This is a genomic window from Flavivirga abyssicola, assembly GCF_030540775.2.
GTDB classification, from domain to species: domain Bacteria; phylum Bacteroidota; class Bacteroidia; order Flavobacteriales; family Flavobacteriaceae; genus Flavivirga; species Flavivirga abyssicola.
Map to the genome: position 1 here is coordinate 2,473,891 of NZ_CP141266.1, position 24,570 is coordinate 2,498,460.

15 protein-coding genes are annotated in these 24,570 nt (G+C 33.5%); 10 read left to right on the forward strand and 5 right to left on the reverse strand.

Annotated elements, in window-relative coordinates:
* Positions 1 to 63 precede the first annotated feature (63 nt).
* Together Q4Q34_RS10440 and Q4Q34_RS10445 are read right to left on the reverse strand one after the other, a co-directional pair.
* Positions 64 to 540, reverse strand: a complete 477-nt coding sequence (locus Q4Q34_RS10440) for a GNAT family N-acetyltransferase (protein WP_303318341.1) — start codon at positions 538 to 540, stop codon at positions 64 to 66.
* Positions 541 to 543: 3 nt separating this feature from the next.
* Positions 544 to 975: a YybH family protein gene (locus Q4Q34_RS10445; protein WP_303318340.1), complete on the reverse strand. Its 432-nt coding sequence runs from the start codon at positions 973 to 975 to the stop codon at positions 544 to 546.
* A gap of 223 nt (positions 976 to 1,198) precedes the next feature.
* On the opposite strand from Q4Q34_RS10445, the gene Q4Q34_RS10450 reads away from it, so the two are divergent.
* A complete protein-coding gene (locus Q4Q34_RS10450) occupies positions 1,199 to 1,477 on the forward strand; it encodes a hypothetical protein (protein ID WP_303318339.1) in 279 nt (92 codons plus the stop codon).
* A gap of 2 nt (positions 1,478 to 1,479) precedes the next feature.
* On the opposite strand, the gene Q4Q34_RS10455 is transcribed toward Q4Q34_RS10450, so the two are convergent.
* Both Q4Q34_RS10455 and Q4Q34_RS10460 read right to left on the reverse strand, forming a co-directional pair.
* A complete protein-coding gene (locus Q4Q34_RS10455; protein ID WP_303318338.1) occupies positions 1,480 to 2,580 on the reverse strand; it encodes a DUF4407 domain-containing protein in 1,101 nt (366 codons plus the stop codon).
* A gap of 184 nt (positions 2,581 to 2,764) precedes the next feature.
* A complete protein-coding gene (locus tag Q4Q34_RS10460; protein ID WP_303318337.1) occupies positions 2,765 to 3,640 on the reverse strand; it encodes an AraC family transcriptional regulator in 876 nt (291 codons plus the stop codon).
* Positions 3,641 to 3,803: 163 nt separating this feature from the next.
* On the opposite strand from Q4Q34_RS10460, the gene Q4Q34_RS10465 reads away from it, so the two are divergent.
* From Q4Q34_RS10465 to Q4Q34_RS10495, 7 genes are all read left to right on the forward strand, one after another.
* A complete protein-coding gene (locus tag Q4Q34_RS10465) occupies positions 3,804 to 7,079 on the forward strand; it encodes a DUF5107 domain-containing protein (RefSeq protein ID WP_303318336.1) in 3,276 nt (1,091 codons plus the stop codon).
* 126 nt (positions 7,080 to 7,205) lie between these two features.
* The gene (locus Q4Q34_RS10470; protein ID WP_303318335.1) at positions 7,206 to 7,787 is read left to right on the forward strand and encodes an RNA polymerase sigma-70 factor; all 582 of its coding nucleotides are present in this window, start codon (positions 7,206 to 7,208) and stop codon (positions 7,785 to 7,787) included.
* A 91-nt stretch (positions 7,788 to 7,878) separates the two neighbouring features.
* Positions 7,879 to 8,919 (forward strand): FecR family protein, encoded by a 1,041-nt coding sequence (locus tag Q4Q34_RS10475; RefSeq protein WP_303318334.1) that lies wholly within the window; start codon positions 7,879 to 7,881, stop codon positions 8,917 to 8,919.
* Positions 8,920 to 9,069: 150 nt separating this feature from the next.
* Positions 9,070 to 12,519, forward strand: a complete 3,450-nt coding sequence (locus Q4Q34_RS10480) for a SusC/RagA family TonB-linked outer membrane protein (RefSeq protein ID WP_303318333.1) — start codon at positions 9,070 to 9,072, stop codon at positions 12,517 to 12,519.
* Positions 12,520 to 12,530: 11 nt separating this feature from the next.
* Positions 12,531 to 14,255: a RagB/SusD family nutrient uptake outer membrane protein gene (locus tag Q4Q34_RS10485; RefSeq protein ID WP_303318332.1), complete on the forward strand. Its 1,725-nt coding sequence runs from the start codon at positions 12,531 to 12,533 to the stop codon at positions 14,253 to 14,255.
* Between the two features lie 368 nt (positions 14,256 to 14,623).
* The gene (locus tag Q4Q34_RS10490) at positions 14,624 to 16,840 is read left to right on the forward strand and encodes a glycoside hydrolase family 3 N-terminal domain-containing protein (protein ID WP_303318331.1); all 2,217 of its coding nucleotides are present in this window, start codon (positions 14,624 to 14,626) and stop codon (positions 16,838 to 16,840) included.
* A gap of 253 nt (positions 16,841 to 17,093) precedes the next feature.
* Positions 17,094 to 17,945, forward strand: a complete 852-nt coding sequence (locus tag Q4Q34_RS10495; RefSeq protein ID WP_303318330.1) for a T9SS type A sorting domain-containing protein — start codon at positions 17,094 to 17,096, stop codon at positions 17,943 to 17,945.
* Positions 17,946 to 18,171: 226 nt separating this feature from the next.
* Here the strand turns inward: Q4Q34_RS10495 and Q4Q34_RS10500 are convergent, their stop codons facing one another.
* Positions 18,172 to 18,357, reverse strand: a complete 186-nt coding sequence (locus Q4Q34_RS10500; protein ID WP_303318329.1) for a hypothetical protein — start codon at positions 18,355 to 18,357, stop codon at positions 18,172 to 18,174.
* Positions 18,358 to 19,033: 676 nt separating this feature from the next.
* Between Q4Q34_RS10500 and Q4Q34_RS10505 the strand changes: the two genes are divergently transcribed.
* Both Q4Q34_RS10505 and Q4Q34_RS10510 read left to right on the forward strand, forming a co-directional pair.
* A complete protein-coding gene (locus Q4Q34_RS10505; protein WP_303318328.1) occupies positions 19,034 to 22,099 on the forward strand; it encodes a family 16 glycoside hydrolase in 3,066 nt (1,021 codons plus the stop codon).
* A 27-nt stretch (positions 22,100 to 22,126) separates the two neighbouring features.
* On the forward strand, positions 22,127 to 24,568 hold the full coding sequence (locus Q4Q34_RS10510; RefSeq protein ID WP_303318327.1) for a hypothetical protein: 2,442 nt from the start codon (positions 22,127 to 22,129) through the stop codon (positions 24,566 to 24,568).
* Positions 24,569 to 24,570 lie beyond the last annotated feature (2 nt).

The following is a 24,570-nucleotide window of genomic DNA, read 5'->3' on the forward strand; positions in this document are numbered from 1 at the left end:
TAATATATTGTAGACCGAATCAATAACACAAACTATGACGTATTAATTCTACAGAAGGAATGTCTACTCTAGATCAAAACTTTCGATATCCAGACGCATGTTAATCATATGTTTTTTGAATCCTACTTTTTCATAGGCTTTAATAGCTGGAGTGTTATCTTCATAAACATCTAATCTAATTTCATAAATATTTCGTGCTTTGCACCACTTTAATAAGGCATCAACAATCATTTTGTTTAACCCTTTACCTCTATGTGTTTCAGAAACAAACATAAAACCCAAGTACCCCTGATAAGCATGTTTTAAATAATGCCTATCCGTTTTAATTTTGGCATACCCAGAAGCAACAATATCACCATGAGATTCAGCAACAAAAACCTCAGAATTCGGATTTGTTATTAATTCACTTATATCATAATAATAAATACTTCCGTCTTTTATTGTAGGGTCAAAAGGACGTTCTGCAACAATAACCCCTTGCTCAAACTCCAATAGAACAGGTAAATCATTTAATGTTGCTTTTCTTATAATTACAGACATCGTTTAGCTGGATGTGTCGGCAATAATTTTCCACTTACCGTCAATTTTTTTAAAGATAACCATGAAAATACCATCGGCGTTTCCAACTTCACGTTTTAAATGATATTCACCCATAACATAATAAGCACCTTCAGCTATTTTAGTAATAGCGTTTATTTTAAAATTTAATTTTCCTGTATGATCTTCCGTAGGATAAGCCCTTTTGTATCTATCTAAAGTGTTTTCCCAACCGTGAGTTACACCGTTACTTCCATAAAATTTAAGAGAATCACTTTTCCAATAACTTTCCATGAACGCTTCAATATTATTATCAGACCATGCTATGCGTTGTTTTTTCAATACTTTAAGGATAGCCTTTTTGTCTTTCTCTTCAGAAGTTTGGGAATAGCCATTAAAAATAGAAACGAAACAAAATAATAATATTAATTTTTTCATTATTGATCAATTAAAGTGTTTTATAAGGGTAAAAGTAACGAAATCTTGAAATTAATAGCTACTTGTCGATAAAATTGACACAGAATATTTTTTTATCTAAGGTTGAAACCGGTTGATCGAAAAAATAATATTTTAATGTTCTGTTTTTATACTTTTGATTCGTTATCAGTTGATTAGTCTTCCCCTCAAGTCTGTCATTCAACAATTTAAACAATTTATAATTATGGATTTAACAATTTCAAACTGCAACAATTTTTTCAAAATTAAAGGCATTCTAAATAGAAATAATTTAGAGGTATTTGAAAATGAATTTAATAATATTTTTGAAAGGGTAAATAATATTACCATTAGTATCCAAGATATTGAAAGCATGGATCGTTATGGCGTTAAAGCTTTTGCTGCACTTCATAATGAAGCCATTCAAAAAAATAAAAACTTATCGATTATTGGTCTAGGTTGTAAAGACTTATATAATCACTTCAAAGCGGAAAACGCTGCGTAGAATCAGAAGGCGTTTTTTTGATGTTTGAAAAAAGCATCCGCTTGAAGTTGCATTAGTTCTCTCACTTTTTTGCGCTTGTAGGTGTATAATTCGTCTTCTTTTTCTATGTCATTATAAATACGATCGTTTATAGCATGATCGGTTTTTAATAAAGCCTCTCTTTGGTTTTTGTTTTGAAGGACATTAGTTTTAATAGCAGTTTCCTGATCTTCTAATCTAAAATCATAGGCGCTTTTAGGAGATAATAGCTTTGCTAAAATAGGTGACGTTTCGATTGCTAAAAACAACAAGAATATAAAAAAGGAAGGCAGCCAAGGTAACTTTCCTAATGCGTTTACACGGGCCATTAAGCCATCAAAATTATTGATAATGGGTTGTGTAGACACAATTTGAGTTTCATAATCACCTTTAAGCGTTGCAATTTGAGTTTCTGCAGCAGTGATTTTGGCTTTGTTTTCAGTTTTTAATTGTTGTAATTCTGCTAACAAAGCATCATGCTTTTCTCTTTTTTCTTTATATACTGGGCCTTTTCCTAATAATTTAGTTCCTGCGGTTCCCTCTGCTTCAGCTATGTAAGTGTCGTATAGTGCATTTACTTCAGCTTCTTTGGTGTTTATTTGTTGCTGTAAAGCTATAATGTTGTTATTTAAATCCTCAATGGTAGGTGTGAATTGTTCTGCAATTTGATTTTTATTTGCTAAGGTTAGTTCGTTCTTTTGTTCTAATAACACCTGATTGATTTCTTTTTCAAAAATTTTCAATTCAAGTGGCTTAGAAATAACAATAGCAATAATAACGGCTAATAGTATTCTAGGAGATGCTTGTATAAGTTCATCTGTTATATTTCCGGTTTTTTTAATAGTAGAAACGATATATCTGTCTAAATTAAAGATAAGTAAACCCCAAATGAAACCAAAGGCAATAGCGATAAAGAGGTTGTCGAAGACAGTATAAAGAGCATAACTAGCTGCTATAAAGGCCATAATTGCAGTAAAAAAAACAGTAGCGCCTATACCTGCATATTTATTTTGTTCGCCTGTAGAACATTTGTCTAAAATATCGGTATCAGAGCCCGAGCAGATAATAAAAAATTGCTTTAACATGGTATGATTTATTTTGATTGATTGACTATTAGAACGAAAAGCTAACCAATTTGTTACATGATTTTACATAAAAGAACAATATCGCTCCTAATATTTAGATCAAATAGTCTCAAATACTAACAGTAGAAATAATCAAAGCACAACGAAAAAAGTATTTGTGGTTGGGATCTTATTGGTTTAGAATTTATTCTTTTTTATGTCTGTAGGATGATGGAGATTTCCCCATTATATTTTTAAAAACCCTTGTAAAATAATAAGGGTCGTCATAACCAATTGCTCTTGCAATTTCGTTAATTCTTAAAGAACTAAAATCCAATAAATGACATGCTTTCTGTATTCTAAGAATTGTTAAATGTTCAATAGGCGAATGGTCTGTTCGTTTCTTAAATAGTAGACAGAAATGCGAAACCGACAAACCACAGTGGGAGGCCAGGTCATGTACCGTAATATTTTTATTTAAATTGTCTTTCATGTATACGGTGGTCTTCGATATGGGGTCTTTTTTGTAGATATCTCTGGATTTTCTGTATAAAGACAGATATTTTAACGATCCTAATAAATTAATTAGCAGTACACTACTATATTCTAAATTGTTTAATGAAAAACCCTCTTCTAAAGTATAGTAGATGTCTTCAAATAAATGAATTCTGTCTTCTAATTTAGAATTAGTGTTATCATTTAAAATGCGTGGGTAATCTTGCGGTAAGACAAAATGATTGGTGTTTTCTCCAGAGAAATGTACCCAATATATGCTCCAAGGGTCGTCATGGTTAGAAGCATATTTATGAGATGTATTGCGAGGTATAATATGATAGTGGTTTTTTAAAAGAAAATCTCGTTTTCCATTGACTTCTATCCAACCAGATCCTTTTACGCAAAAAATAAGAATATATTCAGAACAATCTTTATTCCTTTCTCTGTAGTGATATTTTGCATTAGGGAAAAAACCGATATCAGTTACATATAAATCCTTAGTAAATTGGTTTTTTTTTAAAATTTTAGTGGATTTTTTAGGGATAACTAATATTTTTTCTCCAGTAAAAGTATCCTTTTTTCTCATGGTATTTTTTTTAAAAATAAGAAAATAATCCATTAATATCATAAAATTGTCTATTTCTAGTAAGAACGATACATAGTAATTTTACAAATAATAGCATTGTAATTGCGCAATATTGAAATAAAGTCTTCGCTGAAAAGCAGAAATTAAAAATATATTTTAGAGCATGGAAGTAAAAGTTTGGTCAGAAAAAGTTGTAATTCCAACTTATGAAATTGGTAAACCTGAAAAAAATCCAATATTCCTAGAAAAACGAGTGTACCAAGGAAGCAGTGGTAAAATGTATCCACATCCTGCGATTGAAAAGATTCATGACGAGAAGATTGATAAAGAATGGTTGGCATGTTTTCTAGAGAATGATTATTTAAAAATAATGATTCTGCCAGAATTAGGAGGCCGTGTGCAAATGGCTTATGATAAAACCAAAAAACGCCATTTTGTGTATTATAATGAGGTTATAAAGCCTGCATTGGTAGGTTTAACAGGACCTTGGATTTCCGGAGGTATAGAATTTAACTGGCCACAACATCACAGGCCGAGTACTTACGATCCTGTAGATTATAAAACAGAATCACATCCAGACGGTAGTAAAACAGTTTGGTGTAGTGAGATAGAGCGCATGTTTGGAACCAAAGGCATGGCAGGATTTAGATTATATCCAGATAAAGCTTATTTAGAAATAAATGCTAAGTTATATAATAGAACGCTTTTACCTCAAACCTTTTTATGGTGGGCAAACCCTGCGGTAGCGGTAAATGACGATTATCAATCAGTGTTTCCGCCCGATGTAAATGCTGTATTCGATCACGGCAAACGAGATGTGTCAAAGTTCCCCATTGCAACGGGCACATATTATAAATTTGATTATGCTCCGGGAACAGATATTTCACGATATAAAAACATTCCTGTACCCACCTCTTATATGGCAATAAAATCCAAGTACAATTTTGTTGGGGGGTACGAAAATGATAGTAAAGGAGGATTGCTTCACGTAGCAAATCATCATGTATCACCTGGTAAAAAACAATGGACCTGGGGAAATGGTGATTTTGGTAAAGCCTGGGATAGAAACTTAACAGATAAGAACGGTCCTTATATTGAGTTGATGTGTGGCGTCTATACAGATAACCAGCCTGATTTTTCATGGATCATGCCTTATGAAGAAAAGACTTTTACGCAATACTTTATGCCATATCAAGATTTGGGAGTAGTAAAGAATGCGTCTAAAAACGCCATGCTAAATCTGGAATTTGAAGAAGATAAAGCACTATTAAGTGTTTATGCTACGGGGACTTACTCTAATGTAACAATAAAAGTTTTAAAAGACACTAAGGAGCTGTTAAATGAAAAATTTAACTTTAAACCCGGAGTGACCTATTTTAAAGATTTGCAAATAGACCAAACCATTCCTTTAAAAAACTATTATGTTTCGGTGGTTTCAGAAGATGGTGAGCTACTTATTGATTGGATTCCAGAAAAAAATGAATCAGACGATATTCCAGAAGCAGCGAAAGCAGCAAAACCTCCAAAAGAGATTTCAACTATTGAAGAATTATTTTTAAATGGTCAACATTTAGAACAATATAGACATGCTACCTATAATCCAATGGATTATTATCAGGAAGCCTTAAGTCGGGACCCAGAGGATATTCGCTGTAATAATGCTATGGGCTTATTGCTATTCCGTAATGGAAAATTTGCTGAATCAGAAAAACACTTCCTAAAAGGGTATCAACGACAAATTCTTCGAAACCCGAATCCATATGATGGCGAACCCCTTTTTAATTTGGGGCTATCATTGCGCTATCAAGGAAAAGATGAGCAAGCATATGAAGCGTTTTATAAATCCATCTGGAATACAAACTTTATGGATAGTGGGTATTTTCAAATAGCCCAAATAGAAGCTGTAAATAATGAATGGCATTTAAGTTTAGATGCTATAAATAAATCACTAATTAGAAACTGGCATAATCATAAAGCCAGGCATTTAAAAACAGCAATTCTAAGAAAAAATAGTAGTGCAGTTGAAGCCAGAAAACTAATCGATGAATCATTAGAATTAGATGCTTTTAATTTTGGGCTGTACTATGAGAAGTTTTTATTGGGAGATCCTACTGCCAAAGATGATATGGTAGAATTAATGCGAGGAAACATTCAAAATTATATTGAAGTTGCTTTGGATTATAGCTGGGCTGGGATGTATTCTGAAGCCATAGAATTATTAGAAATAGGCATAGGACAACAAGAAACTAAATACCCGATGGCTTTATATTATAAAGCTTGGTTTTTGGAAAAATCGGGAAAACATCACGAAGCTTTAGAGGGTGTTAAAGAAGCAGAGTTATGTTTGCCAGACTATTGTTTTCCTAACAGATTGGAGTCTGTATTGGCTTTACAATTTGCCATAGAAGTTAATCCTAGTGGAGCCAAAGCGCCTTATTATTTAGGTAATTTCTGGTACAATGCACGTCAGTATCAAGATGCTTTACAATGCTGGGAAAAATCAGTTGCTAATAATGATTATTTTCCTACGGTTTATAGGAATTTGGCCTTAGCCTATTATAATAAATTTAATCAGCCTAAAAAAGCCTTAAAAGCTCTTGAAACAGCCTTTCATTTGGATAAACAAGATGCTAGAATCCTCATGGAGTTAGATCAATTGTATAAAAAGCTTAATAAGTCTGTAGATTTTAGATTAAGTACTCTCGAAGCGCATTTAGAATTGGTAAAGCAGCGTGATGATGTATATATTGAATGGGTTTATTTAAACATTCTAAACGGCGATTATTTAAAAGCCTTTAACTTAATTATGGAAAGAACATTCCATCCTTGGGAAGGTGGCGAAGGAAAGATAACAAAGGCATACACGTCTTGTCTTGTTGGTTTAGGCAAACAGGCTATTGAAAATAAAGATTTTACCAAAGCTATAGATTGGTTAAACAAAGCGAAAATGTATCCCTTAAATTTAGGAGAAGGAAAATTACAAGGCGCTCAAGAGAATGATATTGATTTTTGGTTAGGTTGTGCTTATGAAGGTATGAGAGAATTAAACCAAGCTAAAATGAATTGGGAACAAGCATCTGCAGGGTTAAGTGAGCCAGCAATAGCATGGTTTTATAACGATCAGCAACCAGATACGATATTTTATCAAGGTATGGCATTACTAAAACTTCAACAAAAAGAAGAAGCGATTAAGCGTTTTAATAAATTAATCGATTTTGGTAAGCAACATATGGAAGATGAGGTGAAAATAGATTATTTCGCTGTCTCACTTCCCGATCTGTTGATTTGGGAGGACGATTTAGATCAGAAAAATAAGATTCATTGTCATTACCTTATGGCATTAGGGTATAAAGGGAAAGATATGACAAAAGAATCATTAGAATGTTTTAAGAATATACTGGAGTATGACTGTACTCACATAGGAGTATTGGAAAACTAAGCCACTTGAACAGTTTGTTAACCATTTTGAATGATTTGTCCACTTCGCCTGCTTGGGTTATTAGCTAATTTTGGATACATGAAACTATAAATTATACAGCATTAATTTATAGTAAGACTAATTTTTATGGAAAAAGACTTGTTTGTTCTAAATAGTGATAAAGCTTTAGTAGAAAGTCTTAAAGAAGGAAAAATAAAGGCTTTTGAAAAGTTGTTTAACCAATATAATAAGGGATTATATGGTTTTGCATTAGGATATTTAAAATCTCCTGTTGAGGCAGAAGGGGTCGTGCAAGATGTCTTCTCAAAGGTTTGGGAAAAAAGAGGAGCTTTAAAACCAGAACACAATTTCAAATCTTACATCTTTACTATAGCATTTAACCTGATAAAAAAAGTCTTTATAAAAAGAAATAAAATTCGAACCTATTTAAATTCAAAAGAAAAGGTCATTGATTTTGATCAATCTACTCTAAGTCAAATTGATTACCATTTTATGATGGAACGGGTTATGGAATTAGTTTCTAAAATGCCAGATCGTAGACGGGAAACGTTTATAAAAAGCCGTTTTGATGGTTTATCTGTTAAAGAGATAGCTAAAGAAATGAATGTCAGTCCTAAAACTGTAGAGAATCAAATTACTTCAGCTCTAAGGTTTATCAAAGCCAATTGGGATCTTAATGAATCCCAGGAAAAAGCACAAATAGTATAAAATTTATTTAGGTCAATAGGGGGATTGCTTAGATTAAGGATATTAACTTAATACTAAGCATTTTTGTTTGTGCTTGTAAATACCATTTTTGATGAAACAAAACATTGATAAGAAAAGAATTAAAAATTATTTCTCGGGCAATTATGACCAAAAAGACAGTTTATATATAGAAAAACTGTTTTGCGATGCAGAAATGGAGGAGGAGTTGAAAGCATTTCTTGAGCAAAATTGGAATGAATTTCATAATCTACATGAGGTCCCTGAGCATGACTTAGATCATATTTTACTTAGACTTTATGAAGAAATAAAGCAAAAAAAGAATAGCAATCCACAAAAAAAGATCTTTGTTAAAGTTTGGAAAGCTTATGCGCGTTTAGCAGCTATATTAATACTTCCAATAGCATTAATGTACATGATGCATTTTAATGCAGCAAAAGAAGAGCATGCAAGTGAAGATTCTTATGCAGAGGTTAGTGCCCCTTTAGGTTCTAGAGTTCAATTTAAGCTTCCAGATGGTAGTATAGGTTGGTTAAATAGTGGTTCTAAAATTAAATATCCGGTAAAGTTTGGAAAAACAAGAGACATCGAACTAGTTGGCGAAGCTTGGTTTGATGTGAAAAAAGATGCGAGCAAACCTTTTAATGTATATGCCTCAAATGTTAATATATCTGTTTTAGGAACACAGTTCAATGTTTCAGCTTATCAAAATGAAAAAGTAGATGTTGTTTTAGAAACAGGTAAAGTGAAGTTAAAACAATTGGGTACTAGCGAAGAATTAGAGATGGATCCACAAGATCGGGTGGTTATAAATACAAAAGATAATACTGTAGATAAAACAAAGCTGGAAGAAGCTTATAAGTATTCTGGATGGAAAGAAGGTAAGCTTATTTTCAGAAATGACCCTATAAATGAAGTCGCAAAGAGATTAAGCAGGTGGTATAATGTATCGGTTAATATAGAGAATAAACACAATAAAGATTTACGGTTAAGAGCAACGTTTGTGGATGAAGATGTTGATGAAGTATTGCGCTTGTTAAAGATAAGTTTCCCAATTGATTACAAAATAGAATCTAGAGAAAAAGACAAAGACAATCTATTCAATAAACGTGAGATAACAATTATGGTTGAATAGAGAATATATTATAAACCAACTAAATAAATATACCTTATGAGATAACAAACTAGATACTTAAGACTAAAAACAGGAATGTGGTTGCAACACATCCCTGTCTGAATTATTAGCAGAGTTAACAAATTAAAAAACTACTAAACAAACAAAATTATGAAAAAAAACTCAGAACGGGGTGATTTTCAATCACGACGTATTAGAAATATCTTGAGAATTATGAAAATATCGGTATTCCTATTTTTTATTACTGTTACAAGTGTTTTTGCAAACGATTCGTATTCCCAGAATAAAAAGATGACCTTAAATATGACGAATGTCAAATTGGGAGAAGTACTGGATGCCATTGAGGAAAATAGTAAATTTTATTTTCTTATAAATCAAGAGTTAATAGATGAAGATAAAATTGTAAGCATTCATGTAAAAAACACGAAAATAAGTAACATACTAAATGCTTTAGTTAATACGAAGCAAATAGACTATGTTATTCGTGATAAACAGATTGTTTTTACAAAACGAGAATATAAAAAAGTAGAAGGGATTATTAATCAAGGAGTATCAGGAAATGGATCCACGATAAATTTAGAAACGCCCCTTCTTAATTTGAAGGCATATCAGACGAGTACTATTAAAGGAGTCGTGACAGATGCTAGCGGGGTGCCATTACCTGGTGTAAATATAATTGTAAAAGGAACTACAGTGGGGAGTCAAACTAATTTTGATGGTAATTATTCATTGGATGTGCCTTTAAACTCAAAGACTTTGGTGTTTTCTTATTTAGGATTCGCTACTCAAGAAATCTTAATTGAAAATAAAACTACAGTTAACGTAGTTATGTTAGAGGATGCAACAGCGTTGAGTGAGATTGTTGTTGTGGGTTATGGCTCGCAGAATAAGCAAGAGGTAACAGGTGCAGTTGCTGTTGCAGATTTAGAAACTTACAATGCGGTTCCTGTTAATAATGTGCTGGATATGGTTAAAGGTACTGTTCCTGGTTTAAATATTTCGGGAATTAATAGTGCTGGAGAAGTACCAGAGTTTACTATTAGAGGGGCAAATACAATAGCAGGTAGCGCTGCTCCACTACTTGTTGTAGATGGCGTTATTTTTCCAGGAAGTCTTGGAGATATTCGTAATTCAGATATAGCCACTTTTACTACTTTAAAAGATGCCAGTGCGGCAGCAATTTATGGGGCAAGATCTGCTAACGGTGTTATTTTAATAGAAACCAAAAAAGGAAAAGGAAAAGAAAATGGTAAACCAAGCTTTAGCCTTAATGTTAATACAACTACAAGTAATGAACTAGAACCATTGAGAATGCATAATGCAGAAGGGTATCTGCAAAATGTTTTAGATATTCGTGCTGCAAATGATTTAGAAGCAGATCCTGCTAAGATTGCTCAGTACTTAGAAGAAGTAGAACGTGAAAATTATTCTGCTACTCCAAATCATACGCCAACACTTACCAATCCTTACGATATTGGAACTCAGTCAGCGTCATTAAGAAGTTTCGATTTTAGCGTACAGAATAGAACGGATAAGAGCAACTATTTTGTCTCTGTTGGTATGACGGATCAAAAGGGGATTATATTAAATGATAATTTCAAACAATTATCATTAAGAATCAATCATAACAGTGAGTTGACCGATTGGCTTGATTTAGGAATCACCAGTTTTTACACGTTTAGGGACACCTCTGGATCAGAACCAGATATAAGACGTGCTGCACGATTAAGTCCATATGCTTCAGTTTATGATGACTCGGGTATTCCTGTACGTTATCCACAAACCACGACTTCGCTTCCCAGCCCGCTTTGGAGTATTGCGAGGGAGCATTCAAGATTAGGGCATAACTTAAGGGCATCTGCTAACCTGATCTTTAATATTCCTTGGGTAAAAGGATTGAAGTTTAAATCTGTATTGTCCCATAATAAACGTTGGAATGAGGCAAGAACATTTTTTGATAACCTCTCTAACGAAGGGATTGATGATAATGGTGTAGGTGAGCGCATTTTTGATAGAAGCGATTATAGATTATTTGATAATATACTTACATACAATCGTGTTTTTGCTGAGAAACATAAAATCGGCTTAACCCTATTGTATTCTCAAGAAAATACTGAATTCGAAGGCATAACAGCAACAGGTAGAGATTACTCAAACCAAGGATTAGGATCTTATGGCTTAAGCGATGCTGCAATTCAAAAGACTGAAGGTCGTGGAGGAGAAAGTAAAGCCTTAGGAACAATGGCAAGGTTTAATTATACGTTTAGTAATAAATATTCTTTTACCGGAACATTCCGTAGAGATGGGTACTCTGCTTTTGCAGCAAATAAAAAATGGGCGAATTTTGCATCTGCAGGTGCCAATTGGAATTTGGGTGCAGAGGAATTTATGAAAAATGTAGAACCAATTAGTCATTTAAATATGTCTTTATCCTATGGTTCTGTGGGAAATAGATCTATTAGTCCCTACCAAACTTTAGCTAGTATAGGTACAGGTAAATATATTTATGGTGATAATACGTCCTTTGTGGTAACACAAGCGATAAATAGATTTGCAAATCCAAATCTAAGTTGGGAGAAAACTACTGGTTTTAATGGAGGGCTTGGTTTTGGACTTTTTAACGAACGAATTTCTGGTAGATTTGATTGGTATTCCAACTCGACTACAGATTTACTTTTTAATGTGCCTCTTACAAAGATTTCTGGAGGTCCCGACGATATAGTGTCTAATTTAGGCGAATTAGAAAATAAAGGTATAGAGATAAGTCTTAGAAGTGTTAATATAAAAAATGAGAATTTTGAATGGACTTCTTCATTTAACTTTTCAAGAAATCGTAATAAAGTAAAAACTATTTTTGGTAAAGATGGCGATGGAGATGGTATTGAAGACGATCTTTTAGACGCGCTTAACGGAGATGGGGTTTTTATAGGCAGAGATCTTGGTACTATTTATGATTATAAGGTTTTAGGCCTTTGGCAACAAGAAGACGTAGATAATGGTACGATTCAAGCAGGAATGCGCCCAGGTGATTATAGAACTGAAGATGTGGCTGATGAAAATGGAGTGTTTGATGGTGTTATTACTTCAGATAATGATAGACAGATTCTTGGAACTACTCAAGAAAACTTTCGATGGAGTCTTACTAACGTTTTTAGCTATAAGAAATTTACACTTATGGCATATATATATTCCATTTGGGGAGGAAATGGATATTATTTAAGTGGCAATAATACACCGCAAGATGAATTTGGAGCAAATAGAACAGATATAAATCATCCCATTTATGACTATTGGACACCAACAAATACTGGTGCACGTTATCCACGTCCAGATTATAAAGAACGAGCAGCATATAATGAAAGTAAAGAGTATTTTGACCGAAGTTTCATTAAGTTACAAAGAATGGCTCTAAGCTATGATTTTTCTGAAATTGTTAAACCTTTTGGGATTTACGGTATGAGCGTAACTTTTAGTGCTAATAATTTATTTACGTATGCACCTCATTGGGAAGGTTTGGATCCAGAAACAAATCAAGGCTTAAGTGATACAGCAAGGCCTTCTATACGTGATTATTCATTATCTGTATTGTTTAACTTTTAAAATTTATTATTATGGAAAATATTAAATATATTATACTAATATTCACCTTGGCAATATGTAGCGTATCATGTGATGAGGATCTTGATGAAGTACCTAAAGATTTTTTAAGTCCCTCAAACTCATTTGTTTCTAAAGAAAACTTTTTGGCTGCTCTTGGTGATATTTATAGAGCAAATAGACTTGAAATTTATACACCAAATGATAGTAGAGAAAATCATTTGATGATGGGGTTTGATGTTGATTTAGCATGGGTAGAAAATAAGGCTCCTAATGTTTATCTAGAAGTTTTTAATTGGAACACATTTACGCCAGATTCAAAATTTGCGTCTAGATGGTGGAAAACTTGTTATGGCCAAATTTTTAGAGCAAATACTATAATTGACAGAGCGGAAAGTAGTTCAATCAAATGGGAATCAGATGAAGAAAAAAATGCAATTGTTGGAGAGGCCAAATTTTTAAGAGCTTATTATTATCGTTTGTTAGCCAATATGTACGGCGGTGTACCTTTGGTATTGGAAGAAACCCAAGGTGCTAAGTTTGATTATACAAGGGAGACTCGTGAAGCCATATATTTGCAATGCAAAGAAGATCTTACGTTTGCTATACAATGGATGCCAACCGTAGGACCTGATCATCCTTCAGGTAGAGCGCCTAGAGCTGCAGCTTATCATATTTTATCAGAAGTAAACATACAGCTTAAAGATTATACTGGTGCTATTGCTGCAGCATCTTCAGTAATAAATGATCCTAATTATAAATTGATGACCGAAAGGTTTGGACCTTATAAGGATTTTCAGTGGAATGGTTATGATGGTATAGGTCCATTTGAACCGTGGGGCGATGTGTATTTTGACCTCTTTAGAGATGGAAGTATGAATAGGGAAGAAGGTAATATGGAGATGATATGGAATATTCAACTTGAATATGGTGTAGAAGCAGGAACAGCAGGTTCGAATGATAGTCAAGGAAGGTTCGGACTAGAAAGATGGTGGGGAGGCGCTGCCTATATAAATGTAAGGGATATAAATGGCGATAAAACTAGACTTAAGGATACTTTAGGGGGTAGACCTACAGGTAATGGTGGTGCTACGGACTATATGAATAATCAAGTATGGAATTTTAAAGGAGATTTTGATAGGGATATAAGAAATTCAAAATACAATGTGCAAAGAACGTATTATTGGAACAATCCAGCACAAGAATTTTTTGGTCAACCACTTTCGGCAGCAACCGTAGAGGATCCCGCTATATTATTAAGTGGTAACAGAACAACTCCTTCATATAAAAAAGCAGTAACTACAGTACACAAAGGTGTAGGTAATGTTGGTGGACAGAATACAGACTGGGGACGTATTTTTAAAGATTGGTATCTAATTCGTTTAGCCGAAACGTATTTGCTTAGAGCGGAGGCTTATCACCTTAATGGAGACAATACTAGCGCAGCTAATGATATTAATGAGGTTAGATCTAGAGCCAATGCGACTCCAGTTACTGGAGGTGAAGTTGATCTAGATTTAATTTTGGATGAGCGCGCTCGTGAATTGTATATGGAAGAATATAGAGTGAGTACGTTAACAAGAATGGGTAAATTGGCAGAATACCTAAGAAAATATAACTCGGCTGTATTGGCCAATGGTTATGTGCTGGATGATAAATTGAATTTAATGCCAATCCCGAACAGTGAGATTGAGGCAAATTCAGATGCTGTGTTAGAACAAAATCCTGGGTATAATTAAATATAATATTAATAAATTGTTTTAAACTAAAAAAAATTTAGTCATGAGTTAGTTTAGTTTGAGTTAGTTAAAAATGGGGCTTATTATTATTGTAAGTCCCATTTTTTATATGACGAGAAACTAAACCTTTTTTAGTATTATGACCAAAGTAAAATTCTATAAGAGATGTATTCTTTATTGTATCAAAAATTGAATAATAAACAAGAATTTTATATTTAAGAATGAATTATACTGCTATAAGGAACAACCTGTCTACATTGTTTTTTAGGAATTTTACCATATTTGTCCCATAACTTAAAAAGTGAAAGAATATAATGAGAAGAAATAAAGAATTTTATAAGCCTATATCACTAAAAAAGATTTTTGTCTTGAAAAAATTTGCTATACTAATTATTAGTATTACAACTCTTTTTATAACAAAAGTTAATAGTCAAACTAAAAATGAAATATTTACTTCAAAGTATAATGAGAAAATAAATAAGCTTATTTCTCAAATGACTTTAGAAGAAAAGGTGCATCAATTAGCTACCCAATATCCGAATGCTAATATGAGGCTTGGAATTCCAAATTTGAGTGCCAATGAATGTTTGCATGGTATAAAAATGAATCATGCAACCGTTTTTCCGCAAGCTATAGCCATGGCTTCAACATGGGATGAAAATTTAATTGAACGTATGGGACATATCGTGGCAGAAGAATCTCGGGCTTACGGGATTCATCAATGCTATACGCCTATGCTTGCTGTTGTTAGAGATGTACGTTGGGGACGTACAGAAGAAAGCTACGGAGAAGACCCTTATTTAGTTGGTAAAATAGGAGCAGCTTATATAAAAGGATTACAAGGAATGGGTGCTCAGCGTTTCGATAAAAATCACATTATAGCCACTGCCAAGCACTATGTAGCCGATGGTGAACCCATGTCTGGAGATAATGGAGCAGCTATGGATATCTCAGATTATAATCTGCATAATGTACACTTATACCCTTTTAAATTAGCGATCGAAGAAGCAAATGTTGGCGCTATTATGCCTGCACATCATCTTCTTAACGGTATTCCTTGTCATGCCAATACATATATTATGAATGATATACTTCGAGGAGAGTTTGGTTGGGACGGACTTGTCGTTTCCGATAATGGGGATATGCGTTCCTTGCACAGTGTATTTAATTATGCTACGAGCTGGGAAGAAGCAGCAAAGAAAGGTTTACAAGCAGGAATTCATCAAGAATTAGCACTTTTTCAAGGATGGAGTGAAAAACGTATGTTTGGAGACCATTTAATTAATGCTGTGAATGAAGGTATTGTGTCTATGAGTATGGTAGATAATGCTGTTGCCCATGTGTTAAGAGCAAAATTTCAAATGGGTTTATTCGACAGGGACGTTTCTGAAGATGATCGATTTGATGTGATAAAACATCCTGATAATGGCGAGCCGGATAAAGTGTCTCAACATGATGCTGAAATGTTTAAAAAAGCCCTCTATGTAGGCATTCCAAAAGAAAATTGGCGCGAAACAGTATTTGATCAAGAGCATAATGATTTGGCTTTAGAAGTCGCTCATAAATCTATAGTGCTTTTAAAAAATGAAAATCGAATATTACCAATTCAGAAAAAGAAATATAAACATATTGCTGTAATTGGCCCTAATGCTAATTCTATGCGATTAGGAGGATATTCTCCCGATATTCCAAAATATTATATTAGTATTTATGAAGGCATAAAAAATTATATAGGTAAATCTGGAAAAGTAAGTTTTGCAGAAGGTTGTGATTTTAACGATAATACAGATAAGATTGATGAAGCAGTGGCCTTGGCAAAAGAAGCTGATATAGTTATTTTGGCAATAGGGGGTTCTGAAGAGACCTGTCGTGAAAACCAAGATGTAGACAATTTACACCTTCCGGAAAATCAACAACTATTAGAAAAAGCTATTCAAGAAACCGGTAAGCCTTATGTAGCAGTTTTACTAAATGGACGACCAATAGCTATTGAGTCTACAGCAAAGAATGCCCCAGCCATTTTAGAAGGTTGGTATTTAGGTCAAGAAACAGGTAATGCTGTAGCTAATGTGCTTTTTGGTGAAGTAAATCCATCAGGGAAACTGCCAATAACCTTTCCCAGAAATGCAGGACAAACACCATTATTTTATAATAAATTAGAAACGGGGCGTCCACGTAATATTTATAAATCAGATCCTACACCATTGTATGCTTTTGGATATGGGTTGAGCTATACTAACTTTGAAATAGGAACCCCTAAATTAGAAAAACAGACCATTTCTGCCGATGGTAAAACCACAGTTTCAGTGTCTGTAAAAAACACAGGTGATTATCCAGGGGAAGAGGTTGTACAATTATATGTTCGCGATTTGACTTCAGAACGTGTAAGACCAGCAAAAGAATTGCGAAATTTTAAACGTGTTTACTTAAAACCTGGAGAAACAAAAACAGTGACACTCAAAATAGGAAAACAACAATTGGAATACTGGAATGACGGAGATTGGAAAGTTGAGCCTGGAGCATTTAAAATAATGGTAGGTGGAAATTCAGAATCGTTAAAATCAACTGATTTGATGGTTGAATAATTAAAGGCGAGTTATTACCTTTTTTATGTTGGTGGACAATTATAAAAAAGCGAAAGTATATATCGTTTTATTATATGTAGCAATGAACCGATATTAATTTTTTTAAGAATTTTTATGAGAGAACAGTTTGTTATACTGTTCAGAACATTTTGAGCGCTATTAAAGAGTGTAAGATTCACCAAATTTGTAACAACTAAATCTAATTTAAATATAGCTTAACTTTCACTGATTTTTTAATTAAATCTAAAGAATTATGAAACAAGAATTACAATTGACTAAAAAGCTATTTTTAACAGTAGTTATAGTAACCATGACAGCAATAATAAGTTATGGACAGGTATTGATGTTACAGGATTTTGAGGGCTTATCAGATAGTGACGATTTTAAGAGTCAAAAAGGTCATAATGATGTAAGGGGTGATATTATTGTTAATCCTGTTGCTAATGGTGTAAATAACAATGCTGCTACAAAGGTAGGAGAGTATACAAGTGATGCTGGATCTCAGTGGCATAATTTGCAGGTTTCTACTATGTCTGAGAGTACAACAAATAATGGCAAATATTTTTATTTTGATTTTTATATTGCCGATAGAACACAAGGAACGCTTACATTAAAACTATATGCTGATAATGGTAGTAGTGAAAGTTCAAACAACGTAATAGAAAGTCCTCATTTAGAGTATGATGTACCTGCCATGGGTACTTGGTATACTTTCGAAGTAGATATGACTAGCAAACCTGATGATCGCGTTATTAATACTATAGGTCTAATTACAGATTATGCCCAGTGGGGAACTGGTGGCGTCTATTGGGGTACAGGTGCCCCTGCAAGTGTCTATTTAATTGATAATTTTAGACAATCTGCAACTGTTTTATCTACATCAAAGTATGAAATTATAAAATTAGGAACTCATCCAAACCCTACCGATGGGATTATTAATATTTCAAATTTGTCTGATGTAAATAAAATTGATATTTACGATCTAACAGGGAAATTTTTAAAAACATTTGGAGCTCAGTCTAGTATTGATATTTCAGACCTTCCAGTTGGCGTTTATATATTACAAGCTGATAATGGTACAAGACAAAAAATTGTTAAAAAATAAAATCATAATTTTTTGCAAAATTATTTATAAAAAAGGTTTGAAGCCATTATGGCTTTAAACCTTTTTTTGTGTATTGTCTCGTCCCAAAATAAGTTGATAATATCTAGCAAGTTAGCATAACAAATCGTCTACATGTCTCTTATGCTTATTACGGATCATGCTCAAAAGTTGTGTGCGAAATAAAGTAATATTTACTGTGAATACAATTTAAGATCAAAAGAGTCATTTAACGCCCCCTATTAATAACTCCATTCAATGATTTACTTTTCTTTGCCCGTCCAAAGAAAAGTAACAAAAGAAAAGACGCCCCTTCGATAGGAATTTCTTCTTTTGCTGCGCTCAAGAAGAACCAACCCCCAAAAAATTTGCGTCGCTCCACAGCTCCATCCAATGCCTTGCTCCTGGTTTTCAATTTTTTGTGATCTATTCTTACGAAGGGTCTGGACTTACCCTATGGCATGTTCTTATCGATTATCTTTCTGTATTTAATCTTATGTGAAATTGAACAGATGCATGAAACATCTCGAATACTTCCCTCTTTAGATTGACCAGAATTTTTGCTTAAACACAACAATTGATCTTGATCCCTTATTACAAAGAGAAAGCTCTAAATTAAAAAAATCAACGATAGTAATAGATATTGAATTTATAGTTAGGTAAACTTGGAAAGCTAATAGGGGGTCTGGGCCTATATTAGATATTATATTAACGGAAGTTGTGACGATAAGGCTCGTAGTTATGCTAAATAAAATGAACTTGCTCAAAAAGCTTTTCCAAAATCCAGTGTACCATTAAAATAGTCTATTTTAAAATGAACATTTCTATAGAGTAGGCATGAGGTTAACCAATCAAATAAAAAGCTTTAGATCATTAAAGTTGGATTTGTGTTATGGAACATAGGTTGTCAATTTTTTCAATCTACTCCTAATAGTATGTTGTTTTAAGATATGAACAATCTATGCACCAAACAGACGAGTTTATTATACCTGTGGTGAAGGGCATTTTGTAGTTTTGGATTTATTGTATTGATGATGAAAAAAAGAGACACTCAATATATCAATCTTAAATAAAAAGAATAAATAATAAAAATGAGATTTTTAAGAAATTTTAAACTGTTAATAGTAATTAGTTTTATATCATTATTTTTTAGTAGCTATTCATCCATTGATAATAGGTTTATAAATGATTTCATTGAAGAAAATATTATTTACATAGCACCAAATGGTAAAATAAATAATTTAGGAACAAAGGAATCCCCATTAAGTTTTCCAGCGGGGATTTTAAAAGCCAGTAAAATAATCAAAGCACATGGAGTTCCTAAAGGAGGATTAACTATTTATTTAAGAGGAGGCAAATATAGTATTGATAATCAAATCAACCTAGGTTCTGAATTTGTGGGCACGAAAGAATCACCGATAATTATTCGTAACTATCCAGGAGAAAAGGTGTTTTTTGATGGAGGCAAAAAAATTGAACCAGTAGGATTTAAAAAGGTTGCTTCCAAAAAAGAGCAGGAAAAGTTAGCTAAGTCGGCAAAAAAGAAAGTACTGGTTAAAACAATTACAGATTCAGAATTAATTAAAAAACTAACATCGAAAGTTGTTTTAAATCTCAATATAGATAATGAAATATATCTTCCCTCTTGTTATCCAAACGGTGGATATGCAGAATTAAAATATGAACCCAAAGAAGCGGAGGTTTCACCACCGGCAATTCCTCGTGATGCCTCAGGTAGGGCAGGTATGCCACCTTATGTGGAATCAGGAAAACCGAGAGCATGGAAAGGAACTATTACAGAGCCTAGAGGCGCACAAGTTGGTATTGGTAAACGGGAGAGTGAGATGGCAGGTTCATGGAATCAATGGGAAAAGGAGATAAATTCCAATAACACTCGTAATCTGTTGACGGGTTTCATTTCTGCCGATTGGTTGTTGGAATCGCATCCTATTTTTGCTGCAAATGGAAAAAAGGAGACCATTCATTTATCGCAAGTTGTTGCATACGGATGGTATGGAGATAAACATAAACAGAAAGATTTTAAAGTTTATGGACTATTATGCGAATTGGATGAACCAGGCGAATGGCATTTTGATACAAAAACTAATCGATTTTATATCTATCCTCCAAAACCAATGGAAGTTATTAAACAGATGGGTTTCCCTTATTCCGAAGGTTTTATGGCGCTTAACAAAACGGAATATGTTTCCATTATAGGTTTGAATGTTAAGAATGTAGGCGCAGGAATTGTATTTAATGTAAATGGAGGAAAAAACAATACAATAGCTGGTTGTAAAATTAATAATTGTACAGCTCAAGGGATTCGTATTAATGGAGGAATGTATAATGGGGTTAGTGGATGTGATTTATTCGATCTGAATTCGCATGTAAATATTTCCGGAGGAACTAGAAATTCAAAAGAAATCACTCCTGCTTATAATTATGCTGAAAATTGTCATATCTATCAAGTAAAATACAATCATGAAAAAGTAGGTATTGGACTTAATGGAGTTGGAAATATTTTCACAAACAATTTGGCGCATAATTCAATCGGTCAAGCTATGATGATTCGTGGGAATGAACATATAATAGAACGAAACGAATTTTTTAATATTGGTTACGATGAAGGTGATGGCGGTGCTATGTACGCGGGGGCAGACCTTGTTGGATATGGAACAGCATATCGCCATAATTTTTTTCATCATTTAATTAATGTTCCTGGAAAGGTAACTAGGGCAGGTATTCATCTAGATGATCTTCAGGCAGGTTCAATTTTAACAGGAAATATTTTTTACAAGTCGGCAGAGAAAGGGATATTTATGAACGGAGGTAGTGGTCATGTAATTCGCGACAATGTTTTTCTTGAAGGCGCTTTAGGAGTTTATAATGTAGCAAATAGCTCTAAAAGAAAGTTCGATCTTCAAGAGGATATCAATGCAAACTCTAATCATAATAATAAAGGTCTAAAAGAAGATTATCTAGGAAATGCAGAAAAAATTACGGGAAAAAATGGGTGGAATAATGAACCTTGGATTAGTAAATATCCACGTCTTGCACTAGTGATGAATGATAAAGGTGAAAATGGGTACATGTGGCCAATTAGATGTATCGTTAGTGGCAATATGTATTATGGAAATAGTCGTGGAGACAAGGCAGTATGGTCGCGATTTTCGCCAGAATCACAGAACAAATCAATCATTAATAATGAGAAAGTTATCAGTCCAGATTATTTTATGGATTATAGCAAACTCGATTTACAATTCAAAAAACAAAGAAGAGATCTTCCAGAAATTCCTTTTAATAAAATAGGACTATATCTTGATGATTATCGTAGCTCAATGCCAGATAAAAATCATTATCGTATGGCAATAAAAGAGTTTTTTAAGGGTGTTAAAAGTATGCCGGGAACCACTAAACAAATTAATACAGGAAAAGTTGTTGAAAATGGTCCCATTATTACTAGAACTAATACCTCTGAAGTAATTAAGGAAGGAAGTCAATGTTGGAAACCATTGTTTAATGATGAATATGAGATGCATATTGCTAAAAAGAATGGTTACAAAAATGATGTTCAGTTAAACGATATTTTTGAATTTAAAGGCGATAGCATTTCTGTTTTATATAAGTGGACTGATAAAGTTGCTCCATTTGCTGTCATAGCCACTAAAAAATCCTATTCAAATTATGATTTAAAACTTGAATACAAGTGGGGTAAACGTAAATTTTACCCTCGACATGAAATGGTGCGTGATGCAGGTATCCTATTCCATGTTTATGATTATAAGCCAAAAACCTTTCCACGATCTTTAGAATGTCAGATTCAAGAGAATGATACTGGAGATCTTTGGATTTTGGGTAGTCATGCAATTCCTATCGGACCAGATGGGAAAGATATTCCTATGGAGGTGTCTGATAAATACTCAAAGAATTCAAAACGATATCTGATGAGTGAAAAAGAAGGATGGAATCAGGTTCGTATTGAAGTTCGTGGTAATTCTGCGAAATATTTTGTAAACGGACAATTGGTTAATCGTTTTAAATTAAGTACAAAAAAAGATAGTAAAACACCTCTGGATTCAGGATATATTGCATTACAAGCAGAAGGTGCTGAAGTTATATATCGTAATGTTTTGATACGTGAAATATTCCTTAAATAATAAAAATCTACTAATCAAATAAAAATAATGAAAAAAATAAGTTTATTCGTGCTGGTTTTAGCTTCTATTTCCTGTAACCTGTACAGTCAGAATCTCTTAAATAAAGATAATATTAATATTAAAGTAAATGATGCGGGTATTGTAACATCATTTACTTACGAGGGAGAGCGAGGAGAAACAGATGTAGATTTTCGTAAAGATGAACTCATGAAGGGGCCTGCGCTTTTCTTTAATGAAAAACGACTTATTGTAAATAAAAAGGCTATAAATAATGAAGAATTATCCTTTAAAGGAGAAACAGATACATTAAAATACACACTTAAATACCGTATAAAAAATGGGGCGTTTGTTGTAAAAGCAACGGTAAAAAACAAATTGGATATAGCTATTAAGAATCCTATTTTAACTTTAAAGCCTGGTGTAAATACAGAATTAGACAGTTTTCCTAAGTGGAATCACATTTTTTTTCCTACGTTACTTCGTTGTGAAGCATCTCATTTCTGGGGTTATGTAATGAATGGTGTAGGTGATGTTTTAGCTATGGGAACCAATGAACCTGTTGCTTCTTGGCAAATGGAATATTATGATCCAACCCACTGGCGAGGAAAAGGAGGTCACCTAATTTATTCTTATCGTTTAGATTTGATGCATAAGTTACCATTACCTGTACGGCATCCGCAAAACCTAACCGTATTAAAACCTAATGAATCCAAAACATGGACATTTTTCTTGAAACCTGTAGCAAATGTACAAGACGTAAAACCGGTTTTAGCTAGCACTATTGCCGCTCCTATGATTGATGCTGAAAGTTATACAGTGATGTCAAATCAAGCGGTTAAACTAAAAGTATTTACATCTGGAAAGGCAACAGCAACAATTACGACGCCTTCTGGTAAAGTGAAGAAAATAAGTTTAGGTAAAAAAGTGAATAATACATACAAGCTTAAATATGAGTTAAATGATGGCATAGGGGTTTATAAGTTAAGAGTAAAAGATGCGAATAATAAAGTAGCAGAAGCTTCTTTAACAGCACGCCAGAACTATTCATGGTATCTGGATAAAGCACGCGATGCATCTGTTGTTTATGAGCAGTATGCAGCTTCTCATCTTGAAAACTGGCTAGGGTTACATTCTGGATTGCTTGCCCAAAAATACAGTAAAAAACCAGAGGTAGATAAAGCAATAGAAGAGCGTTTGAATACGATATTATCCTTACAATGGGATGAGGACACAAATGTACCGAAGTTCATGTATGAAATGCGTAAAGTGGCAAATACAGCTCAAATGATAAGTGTATTGGTAGATGCTTATGAAGCTACTAAAAATATCTATTATCTAGAACGAGCTCGTGGATTGGCTACTATTCTTATGACTTTTCAATATGAAAATGGGGATTATGCAGATTATTCAGCGATTTTCTATCCTGTAAAATCGATGATGGAATTAATCATAGCAGAGAAAAAATTTCTTAATGACCCTACTTGGAAAATGTATTACGAAAAACATTGGCTATCTGTTAAACGTGCTATTGATTATTTGGTGAAAAAGAAAGATAATATTATGACTGAAGGTCAGCAGACTTTTGAAGATGGAATGATTAGCTGTAGTGCAACTCAAATTTCAATGTTTGCCATGATGCAAGAAGATCCGGCATTAAAAAAACACTATACCGAAGCTGCGGCTATGATGGCAGAAAAACACCGCCCATTAGAACAATCTATTATCCCTGATTCTCGTATGAATGGCGGGAGTATTCGATTTTGGGAGGCTCAATATGATGTTCTGGAAAATAAAAAGCGAAATATGATTAACTCTCCACATGGATGGAGTGCATGGAGAATTTATGGAATATGGTATTTGTATCAATTAACAGGTGATGAAAAATACCTCACAGATGTTATGAATGCCATTGGTGCCTGTGTTCAAGTTATCGATTCTAAATCAGGGAAGTTGCGTTGGGCTTTTGTTTCAGATCCTTATTGTGAGGTTGAATTATTACGTCCGAATCCTAAAACACCTAATAAAGGTGAATATTATGAGACTGTTATAGGTGAGCAATATGTAGATATGGTTAGCGATTTTAATAAACCAGAGTCTGGCGATACGATTGTATGGGGGTATCCTCGTATAAATGGTTGGAGCTGTAATAATGATGTTCACGAGATTTTTAAAAGTATGGAAGAGGTGTGTTTAACTTCTGCCTACGTGTTAGAACGTACGGACGGAAGTTTAATTACTTGGAACTGTAAAGTTGTTAAGAAAGGTGGTACACTTAAGGTTATTCCGGCAGAGAATATCGTTACTGGAGTACATCTTAATCTTTCAAAGGAGCATAAAGTAAAAGTAAACCTTGCTTCAGGAGAAATAGTGAAGACTTTTTCTGGAATGGGATGGATTGGTAAAAAGGCATTTCCTTCCAATTTTTATATGCCAAAACCTGAGCGAGTAAGAATGTTGAGGCCAGAATAATA